The 15,765-nt window shown below is 67.7% G+C and carries 16 protein-coding genes and 1 tRNA gene; 11 read left to right on the top strand and 6 right to left on the bottom strand.

Going from position 1 to position 15,765, the window contains the following annotated elements; translation table 11 throughout:
• Positions 1–102: 102 nt before the first annotated feature.
• The 7 genes from BOX37_RS23850 (at position 103) to BOX37_RS23820 (ending at position 7,198) form a co-directional block, all read left to right on the top strand.
• The gene (locus BOX37_RS23850) at positions 103–1,605 is read left to right on the top strand and encodes an MFS transporter (protein ID WP_071929579.1); all 1,503 of its coding nucleotides are present in this window, start codon (positions 103–105) and stop codon (positions 1,603–1,605) included.
• Between the two features lie 405 nt (positions 1,606–2,010).
• Positions 2,011–3,648 (top strand): phosphoglucomutase (alpha-D-glucose-1,6-bisphosphate-dependent), encoded by a 1,638-nt coding sequence (pgm, locus tag BOX37_RS23845; protein ID WP_071931826.1) that lies wholly within the window; start codon positions 2,011–2,013, stop codon positions 3,646–3,648.
• Positions 3,645–4,973, top strand: coding sequence for an MFS transporter (locus BOX37_RS23840; RefSeq protein ID WP_071929578.1), 1,329 nt, complete (start codon positions 3,645–3,647; stop codon positions 4,971–4,973). The genes pgm and BOX37_RS23840 overlap by 4 nt, the downstream gene beginning before the upstream one ends.
• Positions 4,974–5,047: 74 nt before the next feature.
• A complete protein-coding gene (locus BOX37_RS23835) occupies positions 5,048–5,785 on the top strand; it encodes a DsbA family protein (protein ID WP_071929577.1) in 738 nt (245 codons plus the stop codon).
• A gap of 166 nt (positions 5,786–5,951) precedes the next feature.
• Positions 5,952–6,024: transfer RNA gene (locus tag BOX37_RS23830), tRNA-Ala, on the top strand.
• 92 nt (positions 6,025–6,116) lie between these two features.
• Positions 6,117–6,635, top strand: coding sequence for a helix-turn-helix domain-containing protein (locus BOX37_RS23825; RefSeq protein ID WP_240505032.1), 519 nt, complete (start codon positions 6,117–6,119; stop codon positions 6,633–6,635).
• Entirely contained in the window at positions 6,635–7,198 is a 564-nt protein-coding gene (locus BOX37_RS23820) for a DUF6036 family nucleotidyltransferase (RefSeq protein ID WP_071929576.1), read from the top strand. Before BOX37_RS23825 ends, BOX37_RS23820 begins: the two co-directional genes overlap by 1 nt.
• A gap of 609 nt (positions 7,199–7,807) precedes the next feature.
• On the opposite strand, the gene BOX37_RS23815 is transcribed toward BOX37_RS23820, so the two are convergent.
• From BOX37_RS23815 to BOX37_RS34245, 3 genes are read right to left on the bottom strand one after another with little or no spacing between them, the layout of a single operon-like run.
• Positions 7,808–8,122: a hypothetical protein gene (locus BOX37_RS23815; protein WP_071929575.1), complete on the bottom strand. Its 315-nt coding sequence runs from the start codon at positions 8,120–8,122 to the stop codon at positions 7,808–7,810.
• A 4-nt stretch (positions 8,123–8,126) separates the two neighbouring features.
• Positions 8,127–8,309, bottom strand: coding sequence for a hypothetical protein (locus tag BOX37_RS34250; protein ID WP_156910513.1), 183 nt, complete (start codon positions 8,307–8,309; stop codon positions 8,127–8,129).
• Positions 8,306–8,746 carry a hypothetical protein gene (locus tag BOX37_RS34245; protein ID WP_156910512.1) on the bottom strand — a complete coding sequence of 147 codons (441 nt, stop codon included), beginning with the start codon at positions 8,744–8,746 and terminating at the stop codon, positions 8,306–8,308. The genes BOX37_RS34250 and BOX37_RS34245 overlap by 4 nt, the downstream gene beginning before the upstream one ends.
• 167 nt (positions 8,747–8,913) lie before the next feature.
• Between BOX37_RS34245 and BOX37_RS23810 the strand changes: the two genes are divergently transcribed.
• On the top strand, positions 8,914–10,131 hold the full coding sequence (locus tag BOX37_RS23810) for a helix-turn-helix domain-containing protein (RefSeq protein ID WP_071929574.1): 1,218 nt from the start codon (positions 8,914–8,916) through the stop codon (positions 10,129–10,131).
• Between the two features lie 183 nt (positions 10,132–10,314).
• Here BOX37_RS23810 and BOX37_RS23805 read toward each other — a convergent pair whose 3' ends face one another.
• A complete protein-coding gene (locus BOX37_RS23805; protein ID WP_071931824.1) occupies positions 10,315–11,520 on the bottom strand; it encodes a PucR family transcriptional regulator in 1,206 nt (401 codons plus the stop codon).
• 230 nt (positions 11,521–11,750) lie between these two features.
• Here BOX37_RS23805 and BOX37_RS23800 point away from each other — a divergent pair, with 230 nt between their 5' ends.
• The 3 genes from BOX37_RS23800 to BOX37_RS23790 are packed head-to-tail and all read left to right on the top strand — an operon-like array spanning position 11,751 to position 13,835.
• A complete protein-coding gene (locus BOX37_RS23800) occupies positions 11,751–12,869 on the top strand; it encodes a baeRF2 domain-containing protein (protein WP_071929573.1) in 1,119 nt (372 codons plus the stop codon).
• A 32-nt stretch (positions 12,870–12,901) separates the two neighbouring features.
• Entirely contained in the window at positions 12,902–13,471 is a 570-nt protein-coding gene (locus BOX37_RS33445; RefSeq protein ID WP_084760022.1) for a hypothetical protein, read from the top strand.
• Positions 13,401–13,835, top strand: coding sequence for an SPFH domain-containing protein (locus tag BOX37_RS23790; RefSeq protein WP_156910511.1), 435 nt, complete (start codon positions 13,401–13,403; stop codon positions 13,833–13,835). Before BOX37_RS33445 ends, BOX37_RS23790 begins: the two co-directional genes overlap by 71 nt.
• 8 nt (positions 13,836–13,843) lie before the next feature.
• Here the strand turns inward: BOX37_RS23790 and BOX37_RS23785 are convergent, their stop codons facing one another.
• Together BOX37_RS23785 and BOX37_RS23780 are read right to left on the bottom strand one after the other, a co-directional pair.
• Positions 13,844–14,485, bottom strand: coding sequence for a response regulator transcription factor (locus BOX37_RS23785; RefSeq protein WP_071929572.1), 642 nt, complete (start codon positions 14,483–14,485; stop codon positions 13,844–13,846).
• A gap of 4 nt (positions 14,486–14,489) precedes the next feature.
• Positions 14,490–15,680 (bottom strand): sensor histidine kinase, encoded by a 1,191-nt coding sequence (locus BOX37_RS23780; RefSeq protein ID WP_071929571.1) that lies wholly within the window; start codon positions 15,678–15,680, stop codon positions 14,490–14,492.
• Positions 15,681–15,765 lie beyond the last annotated feature (85 nt).

The following is a 15,765-nucleotide window of genomic DNA, read 5'->3' as shown; positions in this document are numbered from 1 at the left end:
TGGAGGTGGTTTCTCCGTTACTCTGGTAGCTTCATTTGAAGCGGAGGAAGTATCTCCAATTATGCCACCGGGGCAGCCCACCGAAGACTGACAAGGGGAGTTATGACCACCACACTCGAAAAGGGGACACCGGGCCCCGCGAACGGCCCCGAGGCCGGCCGCCGCGGCTCGCATGCCCTGCGCTGGTGGGTGCTGGCCGTGCTCGGCATCGCCCAACTGATGGTCGTGCTCGACGCGACGATCGTGAACATCGCGCTGCCCGCCGCCCAAGCCGACCTGGGCTTCCCCGACGCCGATCGGCAATGGGTCATCACCGGATACGCGCTGGCCTTCGGCAGCCTGCTCCTGCTCGGTGGCAGGCTCAGTGACCTGTTCGGTCGCCGCAACACCTTCATCGTCGGCCTGGTCGGCTTCGCGGTCGCCTCCGCGGTCGGCGGCGCGGCCACCAGTTTCGAGATGCTCGTCGCGGCCCGGGTCGGCCAAGGTGTGTTCGGCGCGCTGCTCGCGCCCGCCGCGCTGTCGCTGCTGACGGTCACCTTCACCGAACCCAAGGAACGCGCCAAGGCCTTCGGCATCTTCGGCGCCGTGGCCGGTACCGGTGGCGCGATCGGCCTGCTGCTCGGTGGCGTGCTCACGGAATGGGCCTCGTGGCGCTGGGCGATGTATGTCAACCTGATCTTCGCCGCCGTCGCGCTCGTCGGCGCCGTGCTGTTGCTGGCCAAGCACACCGCAAGCTCGCGGCCCAAGCTGGACTGGCCCGGCACCATCGCCGTCACCGCCGCGCTGTTCGGCATCGTCTACGGCTTCTCCCACGCCGAGTCGCACGGCTGGAGCGATCCGACCACACTGGCCTTCCTGATCGGCGGCACCGTGCTGCTCGCCGCGTTCGTCTGGCTCGAGACCCGGGTCGCGCATCCGCTGCTGCCGCTGCGCATCGTTGCCGACCGCACCCGCGGTGGCGCCTATCTGACGGTGTTCGTCATGGGCATCGGGATGTTCGCGATCTTCCTGTTCCTCACCTACTACATGCAGCTGACGCTGGGCTACTCACCGATCATGACCGGTGTGGCGTTCCTGCCGATGGTCGCGGGCATGATCGCGTCCTCGACGACCGTGCCTTCGCTGGTGCTGCCGAGGGTGGGTCCGAAGGTGGTCATCAGTGGCGGCTTCCTGGTCGCCGCGGCGGGCATGGTGTGGCTGACCCGGATCGGCCTCGACACCGCCTACGCCACCCACATCCTGCCCGCGCTGATCCTGCTCGGCCTCGGTCTCGGTGGCGCGATGGCCACCGCGTTCCAGGGTTCGACGGCCGGAGTGCAGCACGAGGACGCCGGCGTGGCCTCGGCGATGGTCAACACCAGCCAGCAGGTCGGCGGTTCCATCGGCACCGCGCTGCTGAGCACGATCGCCGCCACCGCGATGGCCGACTACGTGTCCGCGCACGAGGCGGGCCCACTCACCATGGCGCAGGGCGCGATCGAGAGCTACGTCACCAGCTTCTGGTGGGCGAGTGCGGCCTTCGTGCTCGGTGCGATCGTGATCGGCGTGCTCATGCCGAACACGGTGCCCGCGCCGGCCGAGGGGGAACCGGTGCTCGCGCACTGATCCGCTGACACGACAACGGCCCGGACCTGGCGATGATCGGTCCGGGCCGTTGTCGTGTCGGTGCGGCTCGATACCATGAGCAACGACCACCATCGGATCGGCGCCGTGAGCTCCCTGGACTGACCGGCACCGGTGCGACGGGTACGGCGGTGGCCTTTCCGGTCCGTTGGTGCGCGGCGGGCGGGGCGAGTACGTGAATCCGACGAGGGAAGGGGGCCATCCGATGGTCGAGATGCGAGCTCCCACATCAGGAGGCGGCGTGGCCCCGGTTCGGGACCGGCTGCCGTGCGAGTCGCCAACCGTTAGCATTGTCGGTTCGGCGTTGCTCGGTCCCCTGACCCAGTGGTTGTGCGCATGATCCTCATGACCAGCCGCGCGCAGCCGACACGGAAGGGAACCCCCACCATGGCCCACGATCGCGCCGGACGGCCCGCCCGCCCGACCGACCTGGTGGACATCGCCCACCTGGTCACCGCGTACTACAGCCGCGTCCCCGATCCGGCCGAGCCGAGCCAGCAGGTGGTTTTCGGTACCTCCGGTCATCGCGGGTCCAGCGAGGACGGCGCGTTCAACGAGGCCCACATCATGGCGATCACCCAGGCGATCGTCGAATACCGTGCCACCCGCGGGATCACCGGTCCGGTCTATTTGGCGCGCGACACCCACGCGCTGTCCGAACCGGCCTGGACCACCGCGCTCGAGGTGCTCGCCGGCAACGACATCACCGCGGTGGTCGACGCCCGTGGTCGCTACACCCCCACACCCGCGCTGAGTCACGCTGTGCTGCGCCACAATCGGGGCGGCACCAAGCATCAGGCCGACGGCATCGTGGTCACCCCCTCGCACAATCCGCCGCGCGACGGCGGCTTCAAATACAACCCCCCGCACGGTGGCCCGGCCGACTCCAAGGCCACCGACACCATCGCCGCGCGCGCCAACGACCTGCTGCGCGGCGGTCTGGCCGAGGTCAAGCGGGTTTCGCTCGCCCAGGCGATGGCCACCCACGTCGAGCGCTACGACTACCTCGACCAGTACGTCGCCGATCTGCCGAACGCGTTGAACCTGGACGCGATTCGCGGCGCCGGGATCAGGATGGGCGCCGACCCGATGGGCGGGGCGAGCGTCGACTACTGGGAGGAGATCGGGCAGCGCTTCGACCTCGAGCTCGAGGTGGTCAATCCCTCCGTCGATCCGACCTGGCGTTTCATGACCCTCGACAGCGACGGCCAGATCCGGATGGACCCGTCGTCGCGGCACGCCATGGCCGCGCTGGTCGGCATCAAGGACGACTACGACATCTCCACCGGCAACGACGCCGACGCCGACCGGCACGGCATCGTCACCCCCGACGGTGGCCTGATGAACCCCAACCACTTCCTGGCCGTGGCGATCGAATACCTGGTCGCCAACCGGATGTGGTGGGACGCGCTCACCAAGATCGGCAAGACCGTGGTCACCTCCTCGATGGTGGACCGGGTGGTCGGCGTGCTCGGGCGCGATGTGCACGAGGTGCCGGTCGGCTTCAAATGGTTCGTGCCCGGCTTGTTCAGCGGCAGCCTGGCTTTCGGCGGTGAGGAGAGTGCCGGCGCGTCCTTCCTGCGGATGGACGGCACCGTCTGGACCACCGACAAGGACGGCATCCTGCTGTCGCTGCTCGCCGCCGAGATCGCCGCCGTCACCGGACAGACACCCTCGGCCAGGTACGGCGAGCTCGAACGCCAGCACGGCAGCCCCGCTTACGCGCGGATCGACGCGATCGCGACCAGCGACCAGAAGGCCAAACTCGCCCGGTTGAGTCCGGATGCCGTCACCGGCACCGAGATCGCGGGCGAGGAGATCACCGGCATCATCACCACCGCGCGCGGCAACGGCGCCCCACTGGGCGGATTGAAGGTGACCACCGAGAACGCCTGGTTCGCCGCGCGCCCGTCGGGCACCGAGGACAAGTACAAGATCTACGCCGAATCGTTCCTCGGCCCCGAGCACCTGACCCAGGTGCAGGCCGCCGCCGAGGAGATGGTGAACCAGGCGCTGGGCGAGTGAGCTCCGGCACCAAAGTCCGGCTACCCGGTGAGATCTGGGTACTGATCGCGGCGGCGTTCGTGATCGCGCTCGGCTTCGGCCTGGTCGCTCCGGTCCTGCCGCAGTACGCGCGCGAGTTCGGCGTGGGCATCGCGGCGGCCTCGGCGATCGTCAGCGCGTTCGCGTTGATGCGCCTGCTGTTCGCGCCCGCCAGCGGGCGGCTGGTGCAGATGCTGGGGGAGCGGCGGGTCTATCTGGCGGGCATCGTGATCGTCGCGCTGTCGACGGGTGCGTGCGCGCTGGCCCAGACGTATTGGCAACTGCTGGTGCTGCGTTCGCTCGGTGGCATCGGGTCGACCATGTTCACGGTGTCGTCGATGGCGCTGATCATCCGGGTGTCGCCGCCCGCCGCGCGCGGTCGCGTCTCGGGGGTCTATTCGACGAGTTTCCTGCTCGGGTCACTGCTGGGCCCGCTGGTCGGTGGCGCGTTGGCCGGGCTCGGTCTGCGCGCGCCGTTCATCATCTACATGGTCGCGCTGCTGCTGGTGTGCGTGATCGTGTTCCTCGGCCTGCGCGATTCGCCGATCCTGTCGGCCGAGGAAAAGGCGGGCGCGCCCGCGTTCACCTTCCGGCAAGGCTGGTCCGAACCCGCCTACCGGGCGATTCTGCTGTCGAGTTTCGCGGGTGGTGTCGCGGTGTTCGGCGTCCGGATGGCGTTCGTGCCGCTGCTGGTGGTGGAGATTCTCGAGCAGGATTCGGGCATGGCCGGCGTCGCGTTGACGGTGTTCGCGGCGGGCAACGCGGTGGTGCTGTTCGCCTCGGGCCGCCTCTCGGACCGGTTCGGTCGTAAACCGTTCCTCATCCTCGGCTCGGCCATCTGCGCGGTCGGGACCGGCGTGCTCGGCTTCGCGCCCTCGCTGCCCTGGTTCCTGCTCGCCTCGTTCGTCGCCGGCCTCGGCTCGGGCATGTTCAGTCCCGCGCAGCAGGCGGCGCTGGCCGATGTGATCGGGACGCGGGCGCGCGGCGGTCCCGTACTCGCCGCCTTCCAGATGGCCGCCGATCTGGGTACCGTGCTCGGTCCGATCGCGATCGGCTGGATCGCCGAGTACACCTCCTTCGGCGTCGGCATGGCCATCACCGGTGGGCTGCTCGCGGTCACTGCCGTGGCCTGGCTGTTCACCCCGGAACCGTCGCGGATCGTGCACCCCGAGGACCCGGCGCATCCCGATCACGCGGGCGACGGCATCGACCCGCAGTGCACCTGTGATGGCAGCGACGGCGTCCCGGTGGTGCGCACCGGGCTGGTCCCGTCGCAACGACCCACCGACAGCGACCCGTCGCGCTGAACGAATCCGCTGGTCAACATCGTCGCGGGCGGGTCCGTCGGCGGCCCGATCCCGGCTCGAGGCAGAGTGGACGGGTGAGTAGCGCCGGTTCCCCGCACCAACCACGTCCCGTCTCCAGCAACACCACCTACGCGCTGGCGGCGGTGGCGGTCGTCCTGATCGGGCTGATCGTGTTCGCCGCCTTCCGCTGGAGCGAGGAGCCGCCCGGCGTGCGCAACGACGGCTATGGGCCCGTGCGCGAGGCCGCCGTCGAGGTCACCGTCTCGCCCGAGGGCGTCATCCGGCTCGGCCGTCCCGACGCCGCGAAGAGCATCGACATCTTCGAGGACCCGCTGTGCCCCGCGTGCGGCACCATGGAGACCAGCTACGGCCAGGAACTCGCCCAGAAGATCGACGAGGGCAAGCTCGCGGTGAACTACCACTTCGTCGCGTTCCTCGACCCCCAGTCCAAGAGCAAGGACTACTCCACCCGTGCGATCGCCGCGAACCTCTGCGTCGCCCAGACCGGCTCCGGCCCGACCTACGGCAAGTTCCACGAGGCCCTGTTCACCACCCGCCAGCCCGACGAGGGCCGCGACGACCTGAGCAACCCCGCCCTGGCCACCCTCGCCACCGAATCCGGCGCCCCCGAGTCCGTCGCCCTCTGCATCGGCGACAGCGCTCAACTCGACCCCGCCCGCGCCGCCGCCGCGACCGCCCTGGCCGAACTCGACGCCCGCACCGACAACAAGGCCGCCACCCCCGCCATCTACGACGGCACCACCAAGATCGACTGGACCAACGAGAACTGGGTCATCGACCTCGCCCCCTGAGACCAGTGAGGTTGCGCACACGCACCCTCTCGACCCCCACGAGCCTCCCTGTCCCACACCCGCCCCAACGCCACCTTTTCGCCGCCTACCAGCCGATTTGTTGTCTCCGAGAAGCATGGTGTAACTTCATTCAGGCAGCAGCGAGAGCCGCTGAACAACTGAACACGGGGCTATGGCGCAGCTGGTAGCGCACCACACTGGCAGTGTGGGGGTCAGGGGTTCGAGTCCCCTTAGCTCCACCCGATACAAAGGTCCGGCTTTCGAGCCGGACCTTTTGTCATTTCGGAGCCGGTGTCAATCCGAGATATAGTGCTGAATGCTATAGTTTGGTATGTCCAGTCGACGCGACGTGCTCCATGAGGTGATGCTCGAAACGGGCACGACTCAGTCGGATCTGGCGCGGCTGAGCGGTGTTCGCCAGTCCAGCATCAGCCAGTTCCTGTCCGGCAAAGCCAACATGAGTGACGAACAACTTTCCCGGCTGCTCGCGTGCATGGGCTTCTGCCTCGAGGTTGTGCGGCGTCCGGTTGCTCCGGAGCTCACGCGTTCCGAGGCTCGCTCCTGGCGGTTGCATCGGCAGCTGTCCACCCATCTGACCCAGGCGAGTCTCCAGCTGTGGCTTCCTCGGATCGAACGCAACCTCGCGAGGCTTCGCGGTGGGGTATCCGGTCAGCCCCATCTGCGCAATCTCGACCGCTGGGAGTCGCTGATCGAGCGCTCTGATGTGCCGTGTCTGCATCGCGTTCTCACCGGACTGGATCGGGAGTCGATCGAAATGCGTGAGGTCTCGCCGATGGGTGGATTGCTCGCGCAGGACGAGCGCGCTGATGTTCTCCGCGCGGCGAGCTGATGCGCCGCGACCAGTTGGAGCACGCGATCCGCACCGCGTGCCAGATCATCGGGCAGCCCGAGGTGATCGTGGTCGGTTCGCAGTCCATTCTCGGTTCCTTCCGTGAAGCCGAGCTCCCCGCCGACGCGACGATGTCGATGGAGGTCGACATCCTCCCGATCGCCGACGACAACGAGGAGACGGCCCGCCTCGCGGATCTGATCGAAGGTGTGGCGGGCGAGTTCTCTCCCTTCGAGGAGATGCACGGATTCAGCATCGACGGAGTCGACCTGAAGACTTCGGCGTTGCCAGACGGCTGGCGAAAGCGGTTGGTCAAGGTGCGAAACTCCAACACCGCCGCGCCATCAGGCGAACCTCGGTTCACCGGTTGGTGTCTCGACAAGGAAGACCTGTGCGTCGCGAAACTCTGTGCCCTTCGCGAGAAAGACCAGAACTTCGTCAATGCTCTGCTTCAAGCCGGACTTGTCGACCCACGGGTAGTCGTCGAACGGCTGCCAACTGTCCCCGAAGAGTTCCGTCCCGGTGCCGAGCGTGCGCTCGGCTGGATCGCCTCCTGGTTGTAACCCTGCGGTGTGGGGGTCAGGGGTTCGAGTCCCCCCTTAGCTCCACAGAAATAGCAGGTCAGGCCCGGTCTAAGACCGGGCCTGACCTGCTATTCGGTCCAGGCCCCCGCAAACCCCCGTTTGGTTGTGTGTTCGATGGATGCAGCCTGCGGACCGCCTCTGTCGCGGTTCTGATCCACCGCGACGGACGCTGTGCAGAAGTCGGCAGCGAGATCGCCGCGTAGCCCGGTTGTGCAGGTGTCATTCGAACAGTCGGTGGACCAAGTTTTCGTGGTGGCGTAGAGACGGCTGTGGCGCCTGTGCAGTGGGTGGCAGGGCGCGGTTGAGCAGCGGATACCCGATCCGAGAGCGCGAAACTGGGGCGAAGGTCGGAGTAGTAGCGCTGCATCTCGCGGTGCGCTTCGGACTTGGCGGCCACGTGGCAGCTGGCACGGCAGGGGTTGCCCCGAGTGCGGTTCGTGCTTCGATCATCGTATCCACCGAGTGTCTCTGGGGGTAAAGCTGCTTGCGACCTCCGAAACCCGCTGTAGGCAGGGTTCTGGGGGTCACGAACACCCCGGTCGACTTGTGACGGAAGGACCGGGGGAGTTCAGAGGGAGACGGTTCAGGTCACCGTGCGCCGTCCCATTCGGGTTGACGCCGCACCGTGTCAGCTCCGATTTCGAGCGTGACCGCGTGCGTCAACGCTTCCGCGTGCTCACCGAGATGCACCACACCTGGGGCAACGACCGCGACAGCTCCGCTGATGACGGCTTCGTGCACGATGTAGGTGATCGGCATGTAGGTGTCGGCGTTGATCGTCAGTAGCTGTGCCAGCTCATAACCGCGGTCCCGGGCGATCGCAGCGATCACCTCGATGTCACGCCGCCGATGCTGTGGGGACAGGTCGGTATTCAGGACACCGATCGCTCTGCGCTGGTTCACGGAATCACTTCTCCGGGTCGGTGCGGGTGAGCCACGCCTCGATGTCTTCGAGCGTGCCGCTGGCGAGCACGGTGAATGCGTTCTCCAGTTCCCACCCATGTGGCGGTTCGATGGAGGGCCGCAACCCCATATTGCGAAGTGCAGCCCGCGCTTTCAGCTTCTCCAACCGAGCCTGCGTCGGCGTCACCTCGGCACGCTCCCGCCGAGGGGTTGCCCTGTGCTCGACCATTGTTCGAGCGCATCGAGCAACCGCTGCAGGACCTCGCGGCGCCGATCGACGCGCGGCGTGTGACGCATCGGAAAACACGCCGCGGCAATGGCTTGCAGTGACGGCGATGTTCGGGCGGGCACCACCCCACCGATGTCCGACCACGACAGTGCGGGCACATTGTCGACGTAGAACACCACTGCAGGGGAATACGGATTGTGTCCCCCGACTTCGGCTCGAACCATCTGCGCGCGAAGCGTTTTCCTCGTGCGCTGCGGCAACACCGCACGCGGGGCGGCTCGGGTCTGGTCGTTGACCACACCTAGCGCGGCGCGCACATCAGCGTCCAGTTCAAGCATCCGGGCGGCATCGCCCCCCACCCCGAACGCTTGTCGCGCTTCCGACTGTTCAAGCATCGTGTTCCCCTTCACGGCGGGAATCCTTAGGCGATGTGGCTCATCGCCCGGCGTCGTTGATGACCTGACGTTAAGGTCGGCTGCAGCAGCGAAGGGGGAGGATATCTCCCCCCATCCCGATAGACTGGGCAGACGCATTCCACGCCCGCCGTGAAGGGGTTGGAACCATGGAAGATCAGGCACCCATTGGGCTGCGCATCAAACGCCACCGCGAGCGTGCTGGTATCTCCCAGCGCGTACTTGCAGACCGGGTCAACCGGTCCACGGACTGGGTGAAGCAGGTCGAGAATGGTCGTATGCAGCCACCGAAGCTACCGATGCTGCTCGCCATCGCCGATGCTCTCGGCCTGGCCGACCTCGCCGAGCTGACCGGCAACGGGCACGCTGTCTCTGTGAATCTGTACGCAGGGGAGAAGCATGCCGCGCTTGGCGACGTCCAAGCCGCACTCACCGACTTTCGTCGTCCGCCAGCTGGCCGATCCCACAACGTCGCCCATATCGCGGAGCGGTTACGTGCAGCGTGGGAGGTGCGGCATTCCAGCCCCGACCATCGCACACAGCTCGGCACCATCCTGCCCAGCCTGATTCGCGACGCGCAGGCGGCTGCTCGCACCCCTGGCCCTCATCGACGGGAGGCGCGGCGGGTGCTGGCGGGGGTCTACCAGTTGGCCGACTTCTACGTCGCCTATCAACGCGATGCGGCGCTGGTGTGGATGGTGGCCGACCGCGCCCTGAACGAGGCATACGAGGCTGACGACCCGTACCTGATCGCGTGCTCGACGTGGGCGATGGTGCAGGCACTGCGCGACTCCGGCCGCTGGGAGGAGGCGCTGGACCAGATCGACGCCAGCACCGAGCTGCTCACCCCGTACCTCGACCGCGACGAAACTCCCGACGACTGGCGGGGGATCGTCGGCGCGCTCGAGGCGGAAGCTGCCCTCGTACACGGTCGCCGCGGTCGTCACGGTGATGCTTGGGCTGCATGGGATCGGGCGGACCGGTGGGCGCAGGCCCTCGGCCCGGACTACCGGCACGTGCAGACCAGCTTCAGCCAGGCAATTCAGACTGCAAACGCTGTGACGCTTGGCGTGGATCTGCGCCGGTCCGGGGAAGCGCTACGCGCGGCTCGCGATCTCGACGCCGCGGCGATCCCCTCGGTGCCACGACGGAGCCGCCACCTGATCGAGGTGGCCCGCGCCTACGACCAGCGCGACGAACACGCCGCAGTGCTTGCCCTGCTGGACAGCTCTCAGCGCACCGCACCCGAAACAATCAGCTACAACGGGTTTGCCCGCCAACTGCTGCTCGGCCTGCTGAAAAAACCCCCGGCGGGGATGAGCAAGGATGTGCGGCAGCTGTGTCAGCGCGTTGGCGTGGCGGCATGATCGCGCTTCCCTGATCTTCGTGGTCCCGCAGGCGCCTTCACGGGGCGCTGCGGGCCATTCGGTTGAATCCATGCTGTCCGACTGTGATCACACTCGTCTGTGATGGGTGGCCAGTAGAGATTCGCAACGAATTGGCCTGCGGCTCAAACTTTTCCGGCGAAATGTCGCCGCTCCGTGGGACGGTCAGTCGGGCTCTGGGAGCGTGTCGGCGGGCCAGTCGAGAAGCCGAGCCCCGAGCACGGCGACGTGCAACGGCAGCCGGACGGCGGCGTCGGTGGGATCCAGCCCGATAGCGTCGCGGATACGGGCAAGTCGGTACGTGACGGCACGCACCGACAGATGCAGCCGGCGCGCGGTCTGCGCGGTGTTGCCGCCCGTGTCGAGGTACGCATCCAGGGTCTCCAGGAGAATCGCCGTGCCCCTGACGTCGTCGAGGGGGCCCAGTGTGGTGAGGATGAGGTCGGCGATGGCGGCCCGGTCGCGCAACAAGACCCGGTAGACGAGCAGATCGACCGCGGCGACGACGCGGGTCTCGATGCGAAGCAAGGCGGCGAGGCTCAGCGCGTCGCGGGCCTCGTCATATCCGCGCAGCACGCCCCCTGGGCCGGGGCGTACCCGTCCGACACCGACCTGCCAGTCACCATCGGCGAGGCCGGCCGATGTCGCCAATATGTCGACGAGTGCCGAGGTGACCGAGCTGAAGGCGTCGGGCTGGACGACGGTGACGACGACGACGAGCACCCCGTCCTTGCTGGCGACCAGTGTCGGGGGTGAGTTCCGTCCACTCAGTGATCGTTCGATGTCATCGAGGAGCTCACTGTCTTCGGTGAACGGCCGATGGGCGCGGACCACCGCGACGCCATGAGGCCCGGACAGGTCCAGACCGAATCCAGCGGCGCGAGAAAGCAGACCCGCGACATCCGAGCTACCGGTGAGCAGATCGTCGATGAATTCCCGTCGGGCCGCCTCCTGTCGGCGGATCACCGACTGGCGGGCGACCTGGTAGCCATCGTTGACCGCGGCGACAGCGTCACCGGCGGCGCGCATCACGGTCTCGCCGACGGCGTGGATGCTCCTGAGATCCGACGCCGCGGCTGTCACGGCCGGAAGATGAGACCACAATCGCCAGGTCGCCGAGAGGTACAGATCGACCAGCGCCGCCAACGGCACGCCGGCGGCGGCGGCTTGTCCACCGCAGCCGCGGTAGTCCTCCAGCTCGTCGCGGCTGAGTGCGGTCCGCGACGCGCTGACCCGTGTCAGTGCCGACACGTAGTTCCCCAACAGCGCCGGATCGAGTCCGCCCGAGTCGGCGAGCGCTGCATCGGTCGGCCCGCCCGTCTCGAGCGCTGTGGCGGCGTCCTTGCCCGCATCCTCTGGATCAGTCGGCACGGAGTCCACCTCTCGATCTGGCGCCCCTACCACGAATATTGCCGGAGTACGGAAACAGAATAGGCGCAAATACAGCCTGGTCGCGCCGTGACTGCGCAGAGAGCGAAGCCCATCCTTGAAACAAGACTCGCAGACACCGACTCCAGCGGCGGCGGCCAACTGCATCCTCACGACCTCGGCGGCTCACACCGAGCACCACATGCTCACTCGTTTCCCAGGAGGACTCACCGATGACACACGACACCACGTTTCCGCGCCCCACACCGGTCCTGGCCATTCCCGATGCCGTGTTCGCCGCCACCGGCACGGTGGTCTCGGTGTATCTGACCACCGAGTCGTCGCTACCCCAGGCCGCTGACCGGGTCGCGTTGCGATGGAAGAACCTGCGCACCCAGCTCGCCGAGAACGGTGCCCCACCCGAGGCGCTGGCCGCGATCGACCCCCTCATCGAGGGATCCTTCACCGCCGGAGAGGCGCTCGTCGCGTTCGCCGACCGGACCGGACTGCTGTACACCGCGCACCTGCCCGAACCGCCCGAGGCCGACAGTGCGTCCCTTGGGTCGCTGCCCGATCTGGCGCCCCTGCTCGCCGCGACCCAGGTGCTTCTGCCGCACCTCGTGGTGGTCATCGACCGGGTCGGCGCCGATCTGATCTGCGTGGTGCCCGATGGAACCGACGTGCAGTCCTCGATCGAGGGAGAAGCGCTCCATGTCACCCGTTCAGCGCCCGGCGGCTGGTCACAGCGCCGATTCCAGCAACGCGCCGAGAACCGCTGGGAAGCCAATTCCCGCGAGGTGGCCGACGAGATCACCCGCATCGTCGACACCACTCCGACCCGCCTCGTCATCGTCAGCGGCGACGTACGCGCCGTGCAGTTCTTGCGTGAGCACCTGCCACCCCGGGTCACCGACCTGCTCACCGAGGTCCAGGGCGACTACAGCACCCTCGACGAAGCGCTGCACCGAAGCACTCAGGTCGTCGCCGACCTGGCCGCCGACGAGACGGCCGCCCTGCTCTCCGGCTACCGCCAAGAGCGGCATTCGCGGGGTCTGGCGGTGGCCGGCGCCAAGGACACCCTGACCGCACTGCGTGCCGGTCAGGTCGACACGCTGATCCTGGATCCCACGCTCAGCACCGGACAGACCGCCTGGTTCGGCCCCGAACGGGGCCAGGTCGGCGCCACCCCCCAGCCGCTGCTCACCGCCGGGGTGAGCACCCCGCAGCGCGCATCGCTCACCGACGTCGCGATCCGCGGTGCCGCCGCGACCGGCGCCGCGATGCGGATCGTGCCCGCCGGGACCCCTGAACTCGGCCCCGACGGCATCGCCGCGCTCCTGCGTTACCGCTGACCCCACACAGCCACCCGGAAGGAATCGGTCCCATGGCCCGACCCCGCTCCAACGAACTGGCCCGCAGCGGACACACCCCGCTCGGCGAACACTTTGCCGCCAAGAACGCTGACACCGGCATGCCCCTCGACGACGGACACGCCGGCCCGGTGCCGCCGCAGAATCAGCCCGGGCACCGACCCGAGGTCGACCAGGACAAGCCCATCGAGGCATTCGCCGAGCTGTCTGCGGCTGTGCCCCGCGAGATGCTGCGCTCAGCACCAGAACAGCACGCCGCGACCGTGGCCGGACAGCTACGCCTGGGCAGCGGGTTCGCCACCGCCGAGCGCCCCGACATCATCGAACGGTTGTCGTCACTGGACAACGCGTTGGCGGCATTCCTCAGCGATGCCGTCGAACTGGAACTGTCGATGAAGGACCGCGACCGCCCAGGGCAGGCGACGACGCTGCAGTGCTGGCTCACCGGATGGCCCCGGCTGGTGTCCACCAGTTCACATCAGGCCCTGACCGCGTCATTGGTCGAGGTCCGTGATGATCTGCGCCGCCAACTCGACGACGTCAAATCCCGCAACGCCCCGCAACGCAACAGGCAGACGCTGTGACACCGACCCGGTCAAAGCCGTGATCAACGTTGAGCGCTACCCGATGGCGGTCTCCCAGGTCGCCCAGACCTCCCTGCGGGCGGTCATCGGGCGCGCCGACCCGGACACCTCGCTGTCGGACCGCGATCGGATCAACGCCGAACTCGAATCGGTCATCGATGGCCCCACCGAAGAACCGTGGGGCCCGCACATCGAACGAGTCGAGGTCAAGGACGTCGCCTCGCCCGAAACGATGATGCGATCGATATCGCGCCAAGCCGAGGCCGAGCGCGGCCGTCGGGCCCGGGGCATCGCCGCCGACGGCGAATTCCAGGCCTCGGCCGAACTCGCCGAAGCAGCCCCCAGGACATTGCGCTCGGTGTAGCGGATCCGCTACACGAATCCGGATTCGTAGGCCACGATGACCGCCTGGGTGCGGTCTCGGGCGCCGAATTTCGCCAGGATCGAGCTGACATGGGTCTTCACCGTTTCCGACCCGACGTACAGGTCGGCCGCGATCTCCGCGTTCGACAGCCCTTTCGTCATCAGTCGCAGGACCGCCACTTCTCGTTGCGTGAGGTCGGCGCGCTCCACTATCGCGCGTGCGCTGTCGTTTCTGCGGCCCGCCGCCAGCGACCGGACCGCGGCCGGGTAGAGCACCGAATCGCCTTGTGCGACGGTGCGTACCGCGTTCGCGATCTCGGCGGGGCGAGCGCGTTTGAGCAGGAACCCGTCGGCGCCGGCGCGCAAGGCCTCGTAGACGTAGTCGTCGTTTTCGAAGGTGGTGATGATCAGGATCTTCGGTGGGTCCGGGATGGCTCGAAGTACCGTCCGGGTGGCTTCGATCCCGTCGAGCAGCGGCATTCGCACGTCCATGGCGACGACATCCGGGCGCAGTCGTTTGACCTCGCCGACCACCGACACGCCGTCGGCCGCTTCGCCGACCACCGTAATTCCCTCCTGCGCATCGAGAATCGCCCGCAGTCCCGCCCGCGCCAACGGTTCGTCGTCCACCAGCAGCACCGAGATGGTCACCGAATCACCTTAGGCTGTGGGTCGGTAGCCGCACCCATGTCCGCCACTGCCCGTCCGCCAGACCCATGCGAGCATCGCCGCCGAGTAGTTCGGCACGTTCCCGAATCCCGCGCAGCCCGCTGCCGTGACCGGCCGGGACAGCTCGATCGGACGCAGATGCGGGGACCGGATTCGACACCTCCAGCTCGAGCCAGTGCGCGTCCGCGCGCACCCGAACCCGCACGGCGACACCGCCCGCATGGCGCAGGGCGTTGGTGAGTGATTCCTGCAGAATTCGATAGCCCTCGCGCGAGATCGGACCGGAAACCCGTTCGATGGGGCCGGTGATGTCGGCATCGATGGTGGCTCCCGCCGAACGGGCCGAGTCGAACAGTCGAGATGCCGCGGTCAGCATCGGACGCTGGCCCACGGGTGTGCTCGGCTCACGCAGCACTGCGAGCACGCGCTCCAGATCCTCCAACGCGGCGCGGCCCGTGTCTTCGATCGCGGCGAGCGCGGTGCCGGTGAACTCCGGCTCACCGGTCGTGCGGGCGGCGCCGGCCTGCAACACCATCGCGGTGAGCGAGTGGCCGATCGAGTCGTGCAATTCCCGGGCGATACGGTTGTTCTCCAGCAGCCGCTCGGTGCGTTCTTCCAGCGCGTGCAGCCGTGCCGAGGCCGACGGGCCGAGCAACCACCGCGCACAGGCGGTGACCAACTCGCCGAGGCCGACGAGCAGGACGAGCAGGACGAGGATCGGTAGCGGCGCGACAAGCGCGTACCACCACTGCGGACCGGCGAGATGTAGCAGCGTGTCCCGCGTGGGCTCGGCGCCCAGCGCCGCTCTCACGAGATCCGAGCACAGCAGGATCGCCGGTATGCCGGCACCGAACAGTGTCACGCTCAACAACAACCGGATCTCGAGCCACAGCACGGTACGCCAGCGATCCGCCCAGTCGGCGGCGGGCGCCACGGCGATCGAGGCATCGGTGGCCCCGCGTTCGTGTGGGGTGAGAAACAGTTGAGCCTGGATCGCCTCGGCCAGCCGCATTCCTGGGATCAAGCCGATCGGCACGGCCAGCAGGAGCGGTACCCAGGGACTGTGCTTGTCGATGAACATCCACAGTGCCACCGCGATCATCGGCAGGGCCAGATGCAGTCCGCGGGAATAGGTCACCGAACGCGCCAGTGGCCGCAACAGTGTTGTGAACACCATGCCATCGTGCCAGCGCACGGCGGCCGAAAATTCCCCCGTGCGGGGGAGGCGACACCCACTCGGTGGGGGAAGTGTTGTCATCGCA

It is taken from the genome of Nocardia mangyaensis (assembly GCF_001886715.1).
In the GTDB taxonomy this organism is placed as follows: Bacteria; Actinomycetota; Actinomycetes; order Mycobacteriales; family Mycobacteriaceae; genus Nocardia; species Nocardia mangyaensis.
This window is presented reverse-complemented; position numbering and strand designations above follow the sequence as displayed.